The 14581-nt window shown below is 53.1% G+C and carries 22 protein-coding genes and 1 pseudogene; 4 read left to right on the forward strand and 19 right to left on the reverse strand.

Features of this window, described 5'->3' with window-relative positions:
- Positions 1 to 57 precede the first annotated feature (57 nt).
- The 3 genes from J1779_RS14940 to J1779_RS14950 all read right to left on the reverse strand — a co-directional run bounded on the left by J1779_RS14940 (position 58) and on the right by J1779_RS14950 (position 2781).
- On the reverse strand, positions 58 to 912 hold the full coding sequence (locus tag J1779_RS14940; RefSeq protein ID WP_122095429.1) for a MurR/RpiR family transcriptional regulator: 855 nt from the start codon (positions 910 to 912) through the stop codon (positions 58 to 60).
- Positions 913 to 915: 3 nt separating this feature from the next.
- Positions 916 to 2235, reverse strand: coding sequence for an MFS transporter (locus J1779_RS14945; RefSeq protein ID WP_122095428.1), 1320 nt, complete (start codon positions 2233 to 2235; stop codon positions 916 to 918).
- A 207-nt stretch (positions 2236 to 2442) separates the two neighbouring features.
- Positions 2443 to 2781 carry a hypothetical protein gene (locus J1779_RS14950; RefSeq protein WP_056780385.1) on the reverse strand — a complete coding sequence of 113 codons (339 nt, stop codon included), beginning with the start codon at positions 2779 to 2781 and terminating at the stop codon, positions 2443 to 2445.
- A 257-nt stretch (positions 2782 to 3038) separates the two neighbouring features.
- Here J1779_RS14950 and J1779_RS14955 point away from each other — a divergent pair, with 257 nt between their 5' ends.
- Positions 3039 to 4238, forward strand: a complete 1200-nt coding sequence (locus J1779_RS14955; protein WP_217204120.1) for a tyrosine-type recombinase/integrase — start codon at positions 3039 to 3041, stop codon at positions 4236 to 4238.
- An 8-nt stretch (positions 4239 to 4246) separates the two neighbouring features.
- Here the strand turns inward: J1779_RS14955 and J1779_RS14960 are convergent, their stop codons facing one another.
- The 16 genes from J1779_RS14960 to J1779_RS15020 all read right to left on the reverse strand — a co-directional run bounded on the left by J1779_RS14960 (position 4247) and on the right by J1779_RS15020 (position 12287).
- Positions 4247 to 4702, reverse strand: a complete 456-nt coding sequence (locus J1779_RS14960) for a hypothetical protein (RefSeq protein WP_217204121.1) — start codon at positions 4700 to 4702, stop codon at positions 4247 to 4249.
- Entirely contained in the window at positions 4699 to 5364 is a 666-nt protein-coding gene (locus J1779_RS14965) for an MT-A70 family methyltransferase (protein ID WP_217204122.1), read from the reverse strand. The genes J1779_RS14960 and J1779_RS14965 overlap by 4 nt, the downstream gene beginning before the upstream one ends.
- Positions 5361 to 5840, reverse strand: a complete 480-nt coding sequence (locus tag J1779_RS14970; protein ID WP_217204123.1) for a class I SAM-dependent methyltransferase — start codon at positions 5838 to 5840, stop codon at positions 5361 to 5363. The genes J1779_RS14965 and J1779_RS14970 overlap by 4 nt, the downstream gene beginning before the upstream one ends.
- Complete coding sequence (locus J1779_RS25630) at positions 5837 to 5971, reverse strand: hypothetical protein (protein WP_274388811.1); 135 nt, start codon at positions 5969 to 5971, stop codon at positions 5837 to 5839. Before J1779_RS25630 ends, J1779_RS14970 begins: the two co-directional genes overlap by 4 nt.
- Complete coding sequence (locus J1779_RS14975; RefSeq protein WP_217204124.1) at positions 5955 to 6170, reverse strand: ANR family transcriptional regulator; 216 nt, start codon at positions 6168 to 6170, stop codon at positions 5955 to 5957. Before J1779_RS14975 ends, J1779_RS25630 begins: the two co-directional genes overlap by 17 nt.
- Complete coding sequence (locus J1779_RS14980; protein ID WP_217204125.1) at positions 6167 to 6940, reverse strand: ASCH domain-containing protein; 774 nt, start codon at positions 6938 to 6940, stop codon at positions 6167 to 6169. The genes J1779_RS14975 and J1779_RS14980 overlap by 4 nt, the downstream gene beginning before the upstream one ends.
- Positions 6941 to 6943: 3 nt before the next feature.
- Complete coding sequence (locus J1779_RS14985; RefSeq protein WP_238485172.1) at positions 6944 to 7273, reverse strand: hypothetical protein; 330 nt, start codon at positions 7271 to 7273, stop codon at positions 6944 to 6946.
- A gap of 22 nt (positions 7274 to 7295) precedes the next feature.
- Entirely contained in the window at positions 7296 to 7571 is a 276-nt protein-coding gene (locus J1779_RS14990) for a helix-turn-helix transcriptional regulator (RefSeq protein ID WP_112288488.1), read from the reverse strand.
- Positions 7572 to 7615: 44 nt separating this feature from the next.
- Positions 7616 to 8671, reverse strand: coding sequence for a RecT family recombinase (locus tag J1779_RS14995; protein ID WP_217204126.1), 1056 nt, complete (start codon positions 8669 to 8671; stop codon positions 7616 to 7618).
- An 11-nt stretch (positions 8672 to 8682) separates the two neighbouring features.
- A complete protein-coding gene (locus tag J1779_RS15000) occupies positions 8683 to 9489 on the reverse strand; it encodes a PD-(D/E)XK nuclease-like domain-containing protein (protein WP_217204127.1) in 807 nt (268 codons plus the stop codon).
- Positions 9489 to 9776 (reverse strand): host nuclease inhibitor GamL, encoded by a 288-nt coding sequence (gamL, locus tag J1779_RS15005; protein WP_217204128.1) that lies wholly within the window; start codon positions 9774 to 9776, stop codon positions 9489 to 9491. The genes J1779_RS15000 and gamL overlap by 1 nt, the downstream gene beginning before the upstream one ends.
- A gap of 12 nt (positions 9777 to 9788) precedes the next feature.
- Positions 9789 to 10832 (reverse strand): hypothetical protein, encoded by a 1044-nt coding sequence (locus J1779_RS15010; RefSeq protein ID WP_217204129.1) that lies wholly within the window; start codon positions 10830 to 10832, stop codon positions 9789 to 9791.
- A 10-nt stretch (positions 10833 to 10842) separates the two neighbouring features.
- Positions 10843 to 10977, reverse strand: a complete 135-nt coding sequence (locus J1779_RS25635; RefSeq protein ID WP_274388812.1) for a hypothetical protein — start codon at positions 10975 to 10977, stop codon at positions 10843 to 10845.
- A 13-nt stretch (positions 10978 to 10990) separates the two neighbouring features.
- Entirely contained in the window at positions 10991 to 11212 is a 222-nt protein-coding gene (locus J1779_RS15015; RefSeq protein ID WP_217204130.1) for a hypothetical protein, read from the reverse strand.
- 59 nt (positions 11213 to 11271) lie between these two features.
- Positions 11272 to 11400: a hypothetical protein gene (locus J1779_RS25640; RefSeq protein WP_274388813.1), complete on the reverse strand. Its 129-nt coding sequence runs from the start codon at positions 11398 to 11400 to the stop codon at positions 11272 to 11274.
- Positions 11401 to 11690: 290 nt separating this feature from the next.
- Complete coding sequence (locus tag J1779_RS15020; protein ID WP_217204131.1) at positions 11691 to 12287, reverse strand: helix-turn-helix domain-containing protein; 597 nt, start codon at positions 12285 to 12287, stop codon at positions 11691 to 11693.
- A 147-nt stretch (positions 12288 to 12434) separates the two neighbouring features.
- Between J1779_RS15020 and J1779_RS15025 the strand changes: the two genes are divergently transcribed.
- The 3 genes and pseudogenes from J1779_RS15025 to J1779_RS15035 all read left to right on the forward strand — a co-directional run bounded on the left by J1779_RS15025 (position 12435) and on the right by J1779_RS15035 (position 14406).
- Complete coding sequence (locus tag J1779_RS15025; RefSeq protein WP_217204132.1) at positions 12435 to 12656, forward strand: hypothetical protein; 222 nt, start codon at positions 12435 to 12437, stop codon at positions 12654 to 12656.
- A 375-nt stretch (positions 12657 to 13031) separates the two neighbouring features.
- A pseudogene (locus J1779_RS15030) lies at positions 13032 to 13487 on the forward strand (phage replisome organizer); the annotation flags it as partial.
- A 514-nt stretch (positions 13488 to 14001) separates the two neighbouring features.
- Positions 14002 to 14406, forward strand: coding sequence for a replication protein P (locus J1779_RS15035; protein ID WP_217204133.1), 405 nt, complete (start codon positions 14002 to 14004; stop codon positions 14404 to 14406).
- Positions 14407 to 14581 lie beyond the last annotated feature (175 nt).

A 14581-nucleotide genomic window follows, 5' to 3' on the forward strand; every position in this document is an offset into this window, starting at 1 on the left:
CTCATAAAACGTCGTGTTTTAAGAAGTATAGAAGGCGCGTTCCGGATCGCAGTAAATTCAGCGGCGGCGCTGGCGGACGGCGTCGTGGGTTTTACGCAGCGCATCGCGCGCACCCGGCAGACGCTGGGCGATACCGATATAAAGACAGTCGATGATCAGCAACTGGCTGGTGCGGCTGGCCATCGCGGCGGCGCGAAAACCCAGTTCGCGACCGCTGGTCAGCAGCACGACGTCGGCTTTACGGGCGAGGGGGGAACGCCCGCCAGCGGTGATCGACAACGTCATCGCGCCGCTGCTTTTGGCCTGCATCAGCGCATCCAGCACGCCGGTGGTTTCACCGGAGTGGGAAATCGCCAGCGCCACATCGGCGGCGGTTAACTGGCAGGCGCTGACCAGACTTTCATCGGTGCTGCCGTAGGTCTGAGCGATGACGCCAATACGGCGCAGTTTCTGGCAAAAATCTTGTGCCACCAGCGCAGAGGCACCGGCACCGTAAACGTCGATACGCCGCGCCTGCGACAGCACGCTGACGGCCTGTTCGAGGGTGTCGCCGCTGAGCAGTTGCGCGGTAGCGCTCGCGCCTTCCACTTCAAACGCCAGCAGTTTATGCAGGATCTGTTTCGGCGTGTCGCCCTCGCCGATGTCGGCCACCAGCGGTTCTCCCGCCGGGGCATTGCGCGGCAGTTCAGCGGCTAACGCCAGCCTCAGCGCCGGATAGCCTTCGAAGCCTAAACGACGACTGGCGCGCACCACGGTCGCGGTGCTGGTGGCGGCGCGCTTTGCCAGTTCGGCCACGCCCAGCTGCGCCACGCCGGGCGGATCGCTGATGATCAGGGTAATCACCCGCTGTTCCGCCTGCGAAAAACTGCCCTGCAACGCCTCCAGCCGCGACTGCAAATTCATTCCTTTCATCGGCTATTTTTCCAGTTCGCGCAGGTGGTCATCTTTGCGCAAGGTCATCAGCGCAAACAGACTGACGATACAGGTGGCTACCACGTAGTACGCCGGAATATCCAGATTGCCGGTTTCTTTAATAAGACCGGTGATGATAAGCCCCGCACAGCCCGAAAATACCGCATTCGACAGTGAGTACGACAGGCCAAGGCCGGTGTAGCGCACGCGGGTCGGGAACATTTCCGCCAGCATGGCCGGACCGGGGCCGGCGATCATGCCGATGGTGGCACCGGCGATCAGCACCGCAATGCCTTTCGCCAGCAGGCTGCTCTCAGGGTTTTGCAGCAAATGCAGCAGCGGGAAGCTGAGAATAATCACCGCCAGCACGGCGGCCATCATGACTTTTTTACGGCCAATTTTATCGCTCAGCCAGCCGGAAGGAAGAATGGCAATGGCGAAACCGACGTTCGCCAGCACGGTGGCCACCAGCGCCTGTAAGAACGTGGCGTGCAGCGAGGTTTGCAGATAAGAAGGCATCACCACCAGAAACGTATAACCGCCCGCTGACCAGCCCATCATACGGCCAATACCCAGGGCGATGGCTTTCGCGGTGGCAATGGCGGAAGCTTTTTCCGCCGCCGTCTGCCGGGTTTTGACATCCGGTTTTTTACTGGCGACAAAGCTCGGTGTTTCATCGAGTTTCAGACGCAGCCACAGCGCCACCAGCCCCATCGGCAAGGCCAGCAGGAACGGAATACGCCAGCCCCAGTCTTTCATCTGCGCTTCCGGCAGTGTCTGCACCAGAATCGCCACCAGCCCGACGCCGGTCAGTAAACCCAGTGACACGGTAAACGACTGCCATGCGCCGTAAATCCCGCGCTTGCCCTTCGGTGCGAACTCGGTCATCAGCGAAACCGCGCCGCCAAATTCTCCCCCGGCAAACAGCCCCTGGAACATGCGCATCAGCGTCAGTAACAGCGGTGCCGCCACGCCGATCTGCGCGTAAGTGGGCAGCAGGCCAATGATGGCGGTGGCGACGGTCATCAGCAGCACGACGGCGATAAGCGTAGGTTTACGGCCAATGCGGTCGCCGATGCGGCCAAAAATGATCGCGCCTATCGGACGGCAGAAAAATGCCAGGGCGAAAGAGGCGTAGGTGAGCAATAAGCCGGTGAGCCCGCTCTGGCCTTCGAGGGTGAAGAAGTTACCGGCGATCAGCGTCGCCAGATACCCGTAGACACCGAATTCGTACCATTCGATAAAGTTGCCGACCGAACCGGCGACGAGTGCACGACGGGACTGGCTGGCGCTGGTTACAGCAGGGGAAGTCTGGCTGGTCATCAAAAACCTCAGATCGTTATCAGAATGGAATGTAAATAATTTTCTAAATTCAGGTGATCATTATGTCAATATTTTTCAGGAACTGAGCAAAATAAAAGCGAAATCTGTGGAGTTGAACAGAATTTAAAGAGGAATGACGAGGCGAAACAAAACAGGCGATGCCCGTGAGCATCGCCTGTTAGCGGAAAAAGGAGAGGGTGAAAAGGTTCAGAGCGTGTGGATGTCGATCCCGTCGCCGATGTTACTTTTCTGGTAATACGCGCGCGGTACTTCAACCTGATACTGTTTGTCGGCGTAAGCGACTTCCAGAATGAAGCGCTCGTTTTCATAAGATTCCACCGGAATAAACCCGAAGAATCCTTCCGCCACGCTGATGGTGCGCGAGGACGGCACGGCATAACGATGAACAATCCTTGCTCTGAGCGGCTGCTGAGTGCCAGTTAACATATTCCATACGCGGTTAACGGGTTGCGACAGCGTGGCAAGCACGTCTGAGGCCAGCGAGTTGAGGGCGGAGGGCCAGCTCTCAGGTTTTTTCATAGTCATGATAAATACCTCGTTGGTCTATATAACCTAATTCTGATTGTATAGCATGGCTTTTTAACGATTGCATGCGATTTCAAAAACCAAGAGGCTCGCGGTTATCGTGTGGCCTCTTTTCTTTTTAACGATTGAAAACGATTTCGGTGAGCATCATTTTACCGTCGGTTTTTTTGACGGTATTTATTTTTCAGGGTAGTTTTGCTCGACTAATACCGACACCATTTCGGTAACTTTGACGGTATTTATCCTGAGAAATCTCAATGCTCACTGACACAAAATTAAAAAGCCTGAAACCACAGGCCAAGCTGTACAAGGTTTCTGACCGTGACGGCCTGTATGTTGCGGTATCACCGAGAGGTACCGTCAGCTTCAGGTACGACTATAGGATCAACGGTCGCAGAGAGACGCTCACAATCGGAAAGTACGGTGATAAAGGTATATCACTGGCAGAGGCGAGAGAAAAGCTTAATGCTGCGAAAAAGGCTGTGGATGCGGGAGAGTCGCCAGCGGGTAAGAAGAGGGAAGGTAAGTCCCACGCCCGCAATGCCAGCCGGTTCACTGACTACGCAGACCTCTGGTTTAAGCAGTGGGATATCGCTGATTCTACTATGGCTCTGCGATCGGCAACGATGAAAAAACACATCACACCCGTCTACGGGAAAATGCTGCTCAAAGAGATAACCCCCAATATGCTGAGGGAGCATTGCGAAAAAGTCCGGGATGCAGGCGCACCTTCTACAGCACTGCTTATCCGGGACATCGTTGGTAAAGTTTTCAGGTTTGCAAAGGACCGCGGATTTGAGGGAGAGAACCCTGTCGATCGCATACGTGCAGGCAGCATAGCAAAATTCAAACCGCGTGACAGGTCACTAAGTGAAAGGGAAATAGGCAAATTCTTTAACGGCCTGACCCATACTGGTAGCGCACCATCAATTCGTATGCTGCTAAAACTTCTACTGCTGACCATGCTGAGAAAGAATGAAATCCTTTCTGCCAATTGGAGCATGGTGGACTTTGAAAAAAGAACTCTTACGATACCTGCAGCCATCATGAAGATGTCTCGGGCGCACGTCGTTTACTTGTCAGATCAGGCTTTCGATATTCTGGTGGGGCTGCATTCTATTTACGGTAATGCTGCGTTCATTCACCCTGGCAGATTCAGCGATAACGACCCGCTTTCTCCAGCCGCGTTGAATGCGCTGATTACTAATGCTATTAAAATGATGGGTAGGCATGGGGTGGAGGTCGAGCATTTCACCGTCCACGACCTGCGCCGGACGGCGTCAACGCTACTACATGAGGCGGGGTTTAATACTGACTGGATTGAGAAGTGTCTGGCACATGAGCAGCGCGGCGTCCGCGCAGTCTACAACAAAGCAGAATACGCGGAGCAGCGCCGGGACATGTTGCAGAAGTGGGCGAATATGGTGGATGGGTGGATCGAGAAAGAGAAGGGCTGACTGGGTTGTCAGTCAGCATAGGTATCCTTTGTTAAGGCAGCGATTGGTATTCCTGCTGCCTTACTTTTATTGGCTATTTCCATGCTGATTTTCGCCAGCTTTCCTTCGGCGTTTTTAATGCGGTTTCTGGTGTTCAGCTCTTCTCGTTTCAGTTTTTCAAGACCATCACGATGATCAACGACTTCCCGCCGCAGGGATTTGAGTTCCCAGTCGATCTTCTGCTCGCCTTCGGCGCGTGCATTAATCCAGTCGAATGCATCCACGACGGCACCGCAGCGCCTACATGTGAGCTGACGGAGGTGCTCATCAACTAAAACATTCACATGGCCGCAACGATAAGGCGCATGCTCTGGCTTATCCGCTTTGACGAGGTTGAGCATTTCTTTGATGTCGGCGTTTGACTCAAAGCGCTTGGTGAAAGCCAGCACGTTTTCACTGTCGTCTTTCTGTTCGTCAATACTCACGCTACATTCTCCTTATCGCTGGCCCAGTCGATGTGCATTACTCCACCAGGTAAAATGCCGATATCACTGCGCGGGCACTCGTTCCCCCAGTGGTGCCAGCCTTCAGCATCACCGCGGCTGAACAACTCAATGCGTGACACGTCACCATAAAGCAACTCGAGCCGGTGCCGGGCTTCCCACGGTTTCGCGCTGTGCTCACCGAGCGGCGAGTGGATCACCTGCTTCACGCTGGCGCTGCGGCGCTCGAGACCGGTGCCGCGCACGGCGATGAGCAGGTCCTCACTATTGGCGCGGGTGTAGTTACCGCCGTTCATGCGTGTCTGCGTGTTCAGCAGATCCATGAAGTCGTAGAAGTCCTGAACCTCACCGGCGGCCAGCGCTTTATTGATGTGCTGCTCCGCCAGCTGGTTCAGCTTCACCCAGGTGAAACCCTTCATCGTTTTGACTTTGAAGCCCCACGCCTCGGCCAGCCTTACGGCCTCGGCGTTGTGGGTGCCGGTGTACCACATCGCCAGAACTGCGTTTTCTGCGGCAATCGACCAGACTGGCAGGCGCATCAGGTCAGTCAGCGACATGGTGCCGTAGTGGTTACCGGCGGCACCGTTGCTGATCACGTTGTCATAGCGCCACGGCGGATCGGCGTAGATAAGTTGGTAGGTCATGCTGACTCCTTCAAAAACAGGATCCAGTGAGTTTTGTCGCCTTTGCCGGTGCGCTGCCAGATTGTTGGCTTCTGGTCGGTCAGCGCGATTACCTGGGCAACTGGTATCTGTGTTTCGTTCCATTTGAAAATGAGCGTGCCGTGTGGCCGCAACACTCTGAACGCTTCGCGGAAACCGGCGGCGATGTCTTCACGCCACGTTGCTTTGTCCAGCGCGCCGTACTTCTTGCGCATCCATCCATTCACGCCAGCGCGCTCGAGGTGAGGAGGATCGAATACAACCTGGGCAAAACTGTTATCTTCGAACGGCAGTTGGCGGAAGTCGGCGATAACATCCGGGCTGATCACCAGATGGCGCCCATCGCATAGCGTGTGATTTTCGCTGCGCACGTCGCTGAATACAGCGCGCTCATCTTGTTTATCGAGCCAGAACATCCTGGAGCCGCAGCACATATCGAGGATTACTTTTTCCATCATGATTGCTTTCCCTTCATCCCCAGTTTCGCTTTCAGCTCTGCCAACTTAGCCAGGTTGCGGCTTTTACCGGCCGCACGGTTGTAATCCAGCAAAGGCTGTTCGGCCTTCGGTTTATCAGCTGGCTCGCTCATATTGGAAAGCCTCCCCGGCCACTACCTTGGCGCGCTTCTCAGCCTTGCGGCAGAAGTCGGCGCGTTCGTCAGACCAGTAAACGTTTTTGCCATGCGCCAGCGCGTTGGCTGCCGCCCAGAGTTTCGCAGCCTCGGCAAAGTCGCCGCACTGCTCTGCGGCTACTGCTTGTGCTGACAGGTTGATATAACCGATGCTCATAGGTCACCGCCTACACGCTCGAACTCGATCACCCAGACCCAAGGGTTAAGAAGCCAACTGCGCTGACCATAAATTGATTCCCATGTTTCAGCGAAGTTGTCATAAGGGGTCAGTGTTTCATCAAACCCCGCATTGTCAGGGTTTGAATAAGATGGAACCCAACCACTCAGCTCAAACCCCTCCGCCTGAGCATCTTCTTGGCTGATATCCTGCAGCCGCTCAACGCGAACGCCGGTGATCAGCAGGTTGATGCGTGATGCCCAGCGCGGCATGTGGATGGATGGAACCCAAGATCCTTCGTATTGCATGTTATCGGTGTGAGGCTTCCAGAATGCATCATCTGGAATTGACCATAGGCCATAGTTACCGGGCCGTTGCTCACAGCTTGCGCGATATATTCTTGCTGCATCTGGACCACCAGCCTTGACCAGATTTTCTTTCCAGTCGATTGCACAGCCATCTTCGTTACCAAGGGTTGCGAAAGTTTCACGCACCCATAGATGATCGCCTATTGCGCCAATCGGGCATTCGTACCCTTCGTGATCGTCTGCTACCCCAAAAATCTCCTTCTTGGCTGGCTGGAGATAACCATGCTTATCAACGATTCCAGGGGTATACCAACGCGCTGTGTAATCTAGCTCTAGCCCCATGTTCATAGGGCTAAAGCAATCAGTTGGCTGGTCTTTCATAACCCTGCGCGTCTGCGTCTTGCTACCGCTGAGAATGGCCTTAACCATCTCAGCGTTGAATAAAATAGGTCGCTCTTTCATGTTTTACCGCCGTAATTTGATTTGATAATCCGCACAGAAATCCAGCACGAACAAGCATTCAGCCGGGCTTTCTGTCTCGTTCACAACGTCGCAGCCGCCGGAGTGAAGGCAGTTGCAGTTTTGGCAACTGATCCGGTTGTCGAAACAGTTCTTCGCCATATGCCACCCGGTGCAACTTCCACCAGTGAACCGGTGCGGAAACTCATACGCCGGGCAGCGGCAGGTGACCTGCTTGCCATCCCAGTAAGCTTTCGCGCCACCCGGTTGTTCTTTGTACAAAATAGGGTGACCGGACATAGAATTTAGGTTTCCAACCTGCTGTGATTTATTCATGGCTGATTCCTAAATTGAGCGGTCACATCCCCGCGTGGGCTTCGGCGCGCTGCTGCGCCTTCAGGTGGTTCGGGTTGCGGGCGTTCTTCGCCGCCAGTGACGGGTCACGCTCGATCAGCTCAGGGTTCTGCTTGCGCGCATCCAGCCACGCTTCTACTTCTTCCTGATCCCACGCCACTACGCGGCTGGTGAGCGGGAAGCGCTTCGGAAAGTCACCGGCTTTTTCTAACTTGTCGATGGCGTACTCAGACAGAGGCACCATGCTCAAGAGTTTGGTTTTGCGTACTGCTGCTTTCATAGGTTGATCCTCAAGAGGGGCGGGGCGACTGCCCCGCATGGTGGTTATTGGAATTCAGGACGGAGATCGTTAAGGGTGATGGTGAAGGCTTCGAACAGCTCAGCACCGAGCTTCTGTTCCCGCTTTTTCAGTTCTTTCTCTACCGCAGCGAACTGGCCGGCAGGGTCTTCACCGCCAAGGTCAAGGCTTTTGATCGCCGCCTCAATGCAGTGGTGACTATCGATGCGCGCATACTTCACTTTCGCGGCGTAAAGCAACTCTTCGTAAGCGTTTTTACTGACCAGTGACTGGCTTTCTTTCACCTTTTCACCGGCGGTGGCAGCTTCTTCCAGCGTTGCTGCATCCTGAATCAGCGCGGTTAACTCGGCGATCAGCTCAGTGTTTTCTTCCTGCGTCGCTTCCAAGACGCCGTTGATCACGTTGTTCAGGTCAGATGCTGAAGTAGTGGCCGGAGTGATGTCTCTTTCTGGGCGGGTGCTTTCAGCCAGTTCGTCAGGGGTATAAACGCCCATTATCACGTCAGGGCAGTGGAGGCGGGACCATCGCTTAACGGCGAGGTAAGCGAGCTGCTGTTTTGGGTCGCTTGCCCACAGGGTGGAATTTCTTACCTGAGCCTGTGATAAGAGCAACTCGAGTTCACGGGGTTTATCTTCACCTTTCATCGTTGCCCAAACCCGCACGCCGCAGCCTTTTTCGTCTTTCAACGTCCAGTCAGGTGCAATGTATTTGTTGCCTTTCTGCGATGTCTTCTCGACGAACTTTCCGATTACACCTTCCCAGGGACCAAACCACTCGTAGTTGATGCGGTCTTTTGTTGGCGACATGGTGGTGATGACTGCGTTAACTAACTGAGCTTCGTAACCCAGTGTCCCGCTGACAACATGCGTTTTCTGAGCTACTGCAAAGGGATTCATTCCCCATTGAGCCGCCTGCATTGCAACTGCCATACAGTCGGCAGGTTTACCTACCAGGTGGGAGGGAACGGTCACATTGCCTTTCGCCATAACCTCTGCAAAACGGAGAAGTTTATCGAGGCCATCCGGGCTGAAAATCGCAGCGGCTGTACCGGCATCTTTATTCAAAACTAATTCATTACTCATTTTTGACAGTCCTATTTTCTTGCCCAAGCAGGCCGTTGGATTTTCTCGATTCCGCCCCAAACATTGCTGGTTCGGCACTCATGGAAAGTATTCAGATCACGCCGGTAGAGCCGGTGACCTTCTGCCACGTCTTCTGTGTCCAGTTCAAAAACGCGCACCGGATACCGGCCGCAGTCGATCGTTTCGCTGACAGCGATGAAGACGAAGAGGGGATATTCATTGAAGGTCTGGTAGAACCCGTCGCGGTACATGGCATCCTGCACGTGGTAGCGGAACTCCTCGATGTGCCTGGCGAACCGGTCCATGTCGGCAACCTTTTTCACGTCAGCGATAACCGGGCGAGCTTTTAGATATTTGTCAGGGCGGCAACGACACAGCTCGCCGGTTTCATCGTCCTGCCAGTAGAATGAAGACTCGGTGTGACCTTCCGCCTCGAGCAGCCAGCGCGCCGGTGGATAGGCCATTGCGCTGCCCTGCATAAGGGACAGTTTCCGGTGTTGTTCAAAATCCATAACCGTTTTGCCAGTGTCCTCACAGTCTTTGAGGAACTGCTTTTCGCGCTCTTTTCCGTCGGTGGTGCGCCGGTTAAACTCTGGTGCTTTGATGAAACGCTTGCTGAATTCATCCGGCTCCAGCAGCAGGCAGTGCAGGGCGGTGCCCATGTCCAACGCCTTCAGCTTTTCATCATCTACCGGCGCTGTTTTCTTCCAGGGGAAGATGGCGGGGTTCACCGCCACATCATCGAGCTGGGACTTACTGACACCAGCACCGCTGTGATATTCCTCGTTTGAAATATCGTGATAGATTCCCGGTTCCATTAATGTTCTTCCCCCATCAAGAAGCGGTAGTCGTATTCTTCTTTTGCCTGTTCCATGCAGATGGCCCACACCAATTCTTCGTAGGCTTCGGAACAGACCGCTTTCGACATTGCAGAAGAGAAGTGCGACAACTGGAGGAAAGGGCTGAGTGCTGCCGAGAAGGTGGCGGGCAACTCTTTAGCCAGTTCAGCCGCCCGATCTTTCAGCATTTCTTCTTTGCGCTCGTCGGCGTAACTCTGTTCCCAGCGGCGTTCCTCTACCTGCTCATGAATTCCGTGTGAGCTCATTTCATTCACCTGTTAGTAATTAATGTTGGTTGCAAAAACTTTCCCTGATGCGATGCCACGGATGCAGAGGATCGCGAATTCTTCAGGAACTCCGGCAGCGACCAAATCAGCAACAGCCTTTTGATTAATCGCGCGTTTATGCTCAACGTTTGCAGCGCGGGCAGCGGCTTCATCAGCGATACGCTTTTGCTCTGCCAATCGAGCCTGTTCAGCCTGCTGGGCTCTTAACTGCTCGGCGGCGATTGCCTGCTGTTTTTCCTGCTCTGCCTTTTCCAGAGCTTCTTTCTTTTCTCGCTCAGCTCTTTGCTGGGCTGCCAGTGCATCAGCTTCACGCTTTGCTGAGGCTTCACGTTCTGCTTGAGCCGCCTGATCCGCTTCTCGCTTGACGCGCTCAGCGATTTCTTTTTCCCGTGCGGCTTCCAGATCTTTCTGGCGCTGTGCTTCCTGCTGAATCCGCAGGTTTTCAAGCTCAGCGGCCTCCGCTTCACGCTTGGTCGCCATCTCGAGGGCCTGTTCCAACTTCGAAACCGCCGCGTCTTTAGCGACGGCTGCTTCAGCTGTTAATTCCAGCCAACTCTCATCTATGGCGATGACCTTCACGTCATTCAGGCGGGCCGCGATTTCAGAGGAGTGGTAAGGGGATCCGAACTCATCAACAACCTGTGATGAATTGCGCAGGCAGGTAAGCCGGTTTTGCAGGTCAGCGATTCGCTGTTTTTCCGCATTTTCATACTCGGTGAGAGGTAGGCGAATCTCGTCGCGCAATGCATCACACGCATCGACAAAGCGTTTCAGCTCCCCCTCAGCTGGCTTGACGGCTTCCTTGAGGCGCTTCAGGTACTCACGCCCCGGCTTTTCAATGGCCGTTTTACTGCGGCTGACTGACGCCGCGAGAGAAGCGATACGGTCACGACCTTTCTTTGTGCTCAGGTCGGGAACCTCGTTTACTGCTTCACGGATTTCAGCCAGGAATCCGTCTAACCCCAACGGCACGTAAAGAGTCGGCGCCATGTCTTCCGTGATAACAACGGAAGGTAATTGTTTTTCTTCACTCATTGCTGTGTCCTTAAAATTCACAGGCGACTTTCATCGCCGTTTTTGTTGTGTACGCCCATTCCACACCGCTGCGGAAACTCTCAAAAGCGCGGGTCTGGCCGTTGATGGTGAAAACGTGTTTACCGTTTTGGATCGTGAAACGCATGTCAGGCTCCTAATTAGTTACTGTTTTGGTAACTATTTGAAGCATAAAAAGGGTGAGCCGGTGCATCTGGCTCCTTAATTTCCTCAACTTCAGGTTTGAAGGTGAAGGCCAGAAATTGGCGTTCGTCCATCGTCACTGCGATGCTCGAGTCCGGATAGGACATTTCAAGGCGGTAGTCGCAACCGCGACGTCGCACGATGAAGATTTCCCCGGTTAATGTGTTTATCAGTTTCATGGTGAACTCCCGTATGAAATTGCTGCTGCGCCCATATTTGACGTAGGCGCAGGACAATTTCACTCTTCGCTGCACTGGCCTGTTGCTCTGTCTGCATCAATTACCAGAATAATTCCATGCTCTTCAAACATATGTTGAGCAAACTCTAACGTCACCATAGTAAGTGGTACTGCGTAGCGTTTTTTCATTTTGGCTATCTCTGTTAGTGGGTTTACGCCTGCGCTCTCGCAAGGGCGCAGGGAGTAAAAGCACTACATACAATTTCCCTTATGAAAGCCGCGTCTGCGGGGGTGTATGTCATCCTGATTTTTAAAGAGCGGGTTACCATTTCGGTAACCGATGGAGGTAATTTAAATGCATATTCGGGGTGTGTCAATCGTTAGCAAGAAATAAAGTTACCAAAAAGGTAATTATTTGAGGTGCAGGTGTATGCCGGAGCTGGCGCCATGATGGAACACGGCGCTGAGTAAGGAGGGGATTACTTGGTGTTTTCGCTCATCACGAAGTCGATGAAGGATTTGATCTTGGCTTTCTCTTCAGCGGGCAGGGCGGCGTACCTGCTGCGGTCATACTGAATAACTGATTCATCGTGCGGAGGGATCAGTAGTTCGTAGGCCCGGCGGTTAAATACCGCGGCGATTGCAGCCAGGTTGTTGATAGAGATGCTGGCCTCGCGGTTCAGCAGGCGATTAACCGTGGACTGGCCGACCTCAGCCTTTTCTGCGACAGCAGCCTGGGACTTCAGCTCTTTATTGGCCTGCATCCATGAAGTCAGGTTCTGTGCAGCAATAATGCCGATCTCCGTGTTGGCGTCCAATGGTTCAGCGTCTGCCGCCATTGCCATTCCGTGATCGGTATCCAGCCAGAACGCCGGTCGTCGCGCAGCGGCTTCTATCTTACGTGCAGATGCGCCGCCAATATTTTTAGCACTGGCCATCTCCGGCGATGCCATCCAGCGCGATATCAAATTTGCCTGAAAACCTAAAGCTTCCGCCATGCGGATTTGCCTACCGTCAAAGTCTTTCTGAATGATAGTTCTGAGGTTTTCTCTTCTGATGTCGTGAATGCTTTTCATGGCCTGCTTATCGGTTGCAATAACGTATTGATGTCATTTAAACCAAAGTTACCGAAATGGTAAATGCACCATTTTGGTAATGACGCTTGCAGAGGGATAGCATTTGGGTAATCATTGAACCGATATAGCGATTTAAACGAGGATAAAATGAACGATTTCGACTTCAAAAAGTTCTGGCTAAGCCTGAGTCCTGAAAATCGTCTGCAAGTTGCAACGGCCGCCGGGACAACTCCGGCATATGTAAAAACCCATCTCATTCATAAAAGACGTGTTCCACGTAACGATCTGATGAGTAACCTTCATCAGGCTTGCGTTGCGGCTGGGGCGGACGTTTCCAAAGAAAAATTCATTGGTCTTTTTTACGAATGATTCAGATTCAGCCTTCACCAGGTTAAGCAAACCTCCTTCGGGAGGTTTTTTTATGCCGGAAAATCAAGGGCGTCTCGCAGCGCGGTAACAAAAATCCAAATACGGTTGATCGTTCTGAAAAATAAAGGCATTCTTATGGCATACGACCAATGAATAAATGAGGGTTATCGTGAAAATCATCAATCGTATGGATGCGGCGAAGCTCGGACTCAGCCGTTTTTGTACTGGTAAACCATGCCGACGTGGGCACAACGCTGAGCGGTTCGTCAGCAATGGTGTCTGCATCACCTGTGCTGCTCTGGCTAAAGAAGAGTGGCGCCAGAAATTGCTGCGCACACAAAGACAGGCTCGGGAAAGAACTGCGGAGGTTCGCTGATGGCAAACTCCTGGTTACGTCTGTGGCATGACATGCCCAACGATCCGAAGTGGCGAACTATTGCCCGCGTTTCCAAGCAGCCAATTTCTCTCGTTCAGTCGGTCTACATCCACCTGCTGGTTAGTGCGTCACAAAATGTCACGCGAGGTCACGCAGATGTCACGACGGAGGACTTAGCGTCACATTTCGACGTGACAGAGGACGAAATCGAATCGGTTATTTCGGCTATGCAAGGCAGAGTTTTAGAGGGGGATCGTATATCTGGATGGGAGCGCAGGCAGCCCAAACGTGAAGACCATGGAAACCCTGAAACATCAGCAAAATCAGCGGCTGAGAGGAAGGCTGCTCAGCGTGATAGGGAAAGAGAAAAGGCAAATCAAAAGAAAGCTGTCACGACGCGTCACGAAGAGTCACGCAATGTCACACCAGATAAAGATAAAGAAACAGATAAAGAATATATAACAGATCCCCCTGTAGTCCCCCGAGGGAAAAAGGTTTTTGATTATCCGCCACAACTCAATGCCCAGGCTTGGGACGAGTGGAAGCTTTACCGGCGGGACATGAAGATCAAAGCGTATGCACCGACTTCACGAAGCGAAGGCGCAGCAATAAACAAACTGCTTGAGCTGTCAGGCGGTAATCAGCAACAGCAGATGTCGATCATCCAGCAGAGCATGGCAAATGGCTGGGCAGGTTTATTCGAAATCAAAGGTGGTCAGCATGAAACGAGTAGAAGAACTGGTTCAGGAAGCGATTACAAAGGCCGCGCAGCAGAAGCCGTTAGAGAAGCCACCGACAGACTCAGCAAAGAACTCGGCCTCGAGGAAAGCGATTTTCTTCTGGAAGAAAATGACGGAGATGTATACGGACAAATGGACAAGCAGGAACGGGGCGGCCCCGTCATCACTCTGGATTCAAGCGATTGGAAAACTCACCAATGACCAGATCAAAGCGGGCATGGCGGCATGCATGCGGCGCAGCCTGGACGAAGGGAATAACTATGCCCCAGACCTGACAGACTTTCTGGCTCTGGTTCACAGCACCAGCAGCACTGATCTGGGGATCCCCTTCGAAGACGTGGCGAAAGAGTTCAAGCGCTACTGCCGCGATCGCGGGTACTACGACAGTGCCGAGCTGTTCCCGTGGAGTAATTCAAACTGGCTGCTGTACTGGATCTGCACATCAGTACGCCAGCGTATGGTGCGTTACAACCTGTCAGGCGTTGAGGTCGATAAAGCTCTGCGTACCGAGATCCGAGAATGGGCTGCGAAGCTGGCAGCTGGAGAGGAGGTCCCGACACCGGCCACCAGAATCGAAAATAAAACGCGTCCACGTCCTGCATGGATGGATTTACTGGATAAGAAAAAGTCCTGAGTGCTGAAATTCTTCAACCAGCGCCCCAGAGAATCGATTTAAAGCAGTAAAGCCACATAACGAGATGGATTTGAATCCGTAAACGATTGTGGTGCGTTACAGAGCGTTTTAGAGATGGTGCGTTTTGTGAAAGCAAGCGCGTTTTTTATGTTGAATATAGTTACCATAATGGTAA

The sequence above is a fragment of the Rahnella rivi genome (assembly GCF_019049655.1).
GTDB classification, from domain to species: domain Bacteria; phylum Pseudomonadota; class Gammaproteobacteria; order Enterobacterales; family Enterobacteriaceae; genus Rahnella; species Rahnella rivi.

Coding starts and splice junctions, on each gene's coding strand:
- J1779_RS14940 (WP_122095429.1), bottom strand. CDS start 912: ATGAAAGGAATGAATTTGCAGTCGCGGCTGGAGGCGTTGCAGGGCAGT.
- J1779_RS14945 (WP_122095428.1), bottom strand. CDS start 2,235: ATGACCAGCCAGACTTCCCCTGCTGTAACCAGCGCCAGCCAGTCCCGT.
- J1779_RS14950 (WP_056780385.1), bottom strand. CDS start 2,781: ATGACTATGAAAAAACCTGAGAGCTGGCCCTCCGCCCTCAACTCGCTG.
- J1779_RS14955 (WP_217204120.1), top strand. CDS start 3,039: ATGCTCACTGACACAAAATTAAAAAGCCTGAAACCACAGGCCAAGCTG.
- J1779_RS14965 (WP_217204122.1), bottom strand. CDS start 5,364: ATGACCTACCAACTTATCTACGCCGATCCGCCGTGGCGCTATGACAAC.
- J1779_RS14970 (WP_217204123.1), bottom strand. CDS start 5,840: ATGATGGAAAAAGTAATCCTCGATATGTGCTGCGGCTCCAGGATGTTC.
- J1779_RS25630 (WP_274388811.1), bottom strand. CDS start 5,971: ATGAGCGAGCCAGCTGATAAACCGAAGGCCGAACAGCCTTTGCTGGAT.
- J1779_RS14975 (WP_217204124.1), bottom strand. CDS start 6,170: ATGAGCATCGGTTATATCAACCTGTCAGCACAAGCAGTAGCCGCAGAG.
- J1779_RS14980 (WP_217204125.1), bottom strand. CDS start 6,940: ATGAAAGAGCGACCTATTTTATTCAACGCTGAGATGGTTAAGGCCATT.
- J1779_RS14985 (WP_238485172.1), bottom strand. CDS start 7,273: ATGAATAAATCACAGCAGGTTGGAAACCTAAATTCTATGTCCGGTCAC.
- J1779_RS14990 (WP_112288488.1), bottom strand. CDS start 7,571: ATGAAAGCAGCAGTACGCAAAACCAAACTCTTGAGCATGGTGCCTCTG.
- J1779_RS14995 (WP_217204126.1), bottom strand. CDS start 8,671: ATGAGTAATGAATTAGTTTTGAATAAAGATGCCGGTACAGCCGCTGCG.
- J1779_RS15000 (WP_217204127.1), bottom strand. CDS start 9,489: ATGGAACCGGGAATCTATCACGATATTTCAAACGAGGAATATCACAGC.
- gamL (WP_217204128.1), bottom strand. CDS start 9,776: ATGAGCTCACACGGAATTCATGAGCAGGTAGAGGAACGCCGCTGGGAA.
- J1779_RS15010 (WP_217204129.1), bottom strand. CDS start 10,832: ATGAGTGAAGAAAAACAATTACCTTCCGTTGTTATCACGGAAGACATG.
- J1779_RS25635 (WP_274388812.1), bottom strand. CDS start 10,977: ATGCGTTTCACGATCCAAAACGGTAAACACGTTTTCACCATCAACGGC.
- J1779_RS15015 (WP_217204130.1), bottom strand. CDS start 11,212: ATGAAACTGATAAACACATTAACCGGGGAAATCTTCATCGTGCGACGT.
- J1779_RS25640 (WP_274388813.1), bottom strand. CDS start 11,400: ATGAAAAAACGCTACGCAGTACCACTTACTATGGTGACGTTAGAGTTT.
- J1779_RS15020 (WP_217204131.1), bottom strand. CDS start 12,287: ATGAAAAGCATTCACGACATCAGAAGAGAAAACCTCAGAACTATCATT.
- J1779_RS15025 (WP_217204132.1), top strand. CDS start 12,435: ATGAACGATTTCGACTTCAAAAAGTTCTGGCTAAGCCTGAGTCCTGAA.
- J1779_RS15035 (WP_217204133.1), top strand. CDS start 14,002: ATGCGGCGCAGCCTGGACGAAGGGAATAACTATGCCCCAGACCTGACA.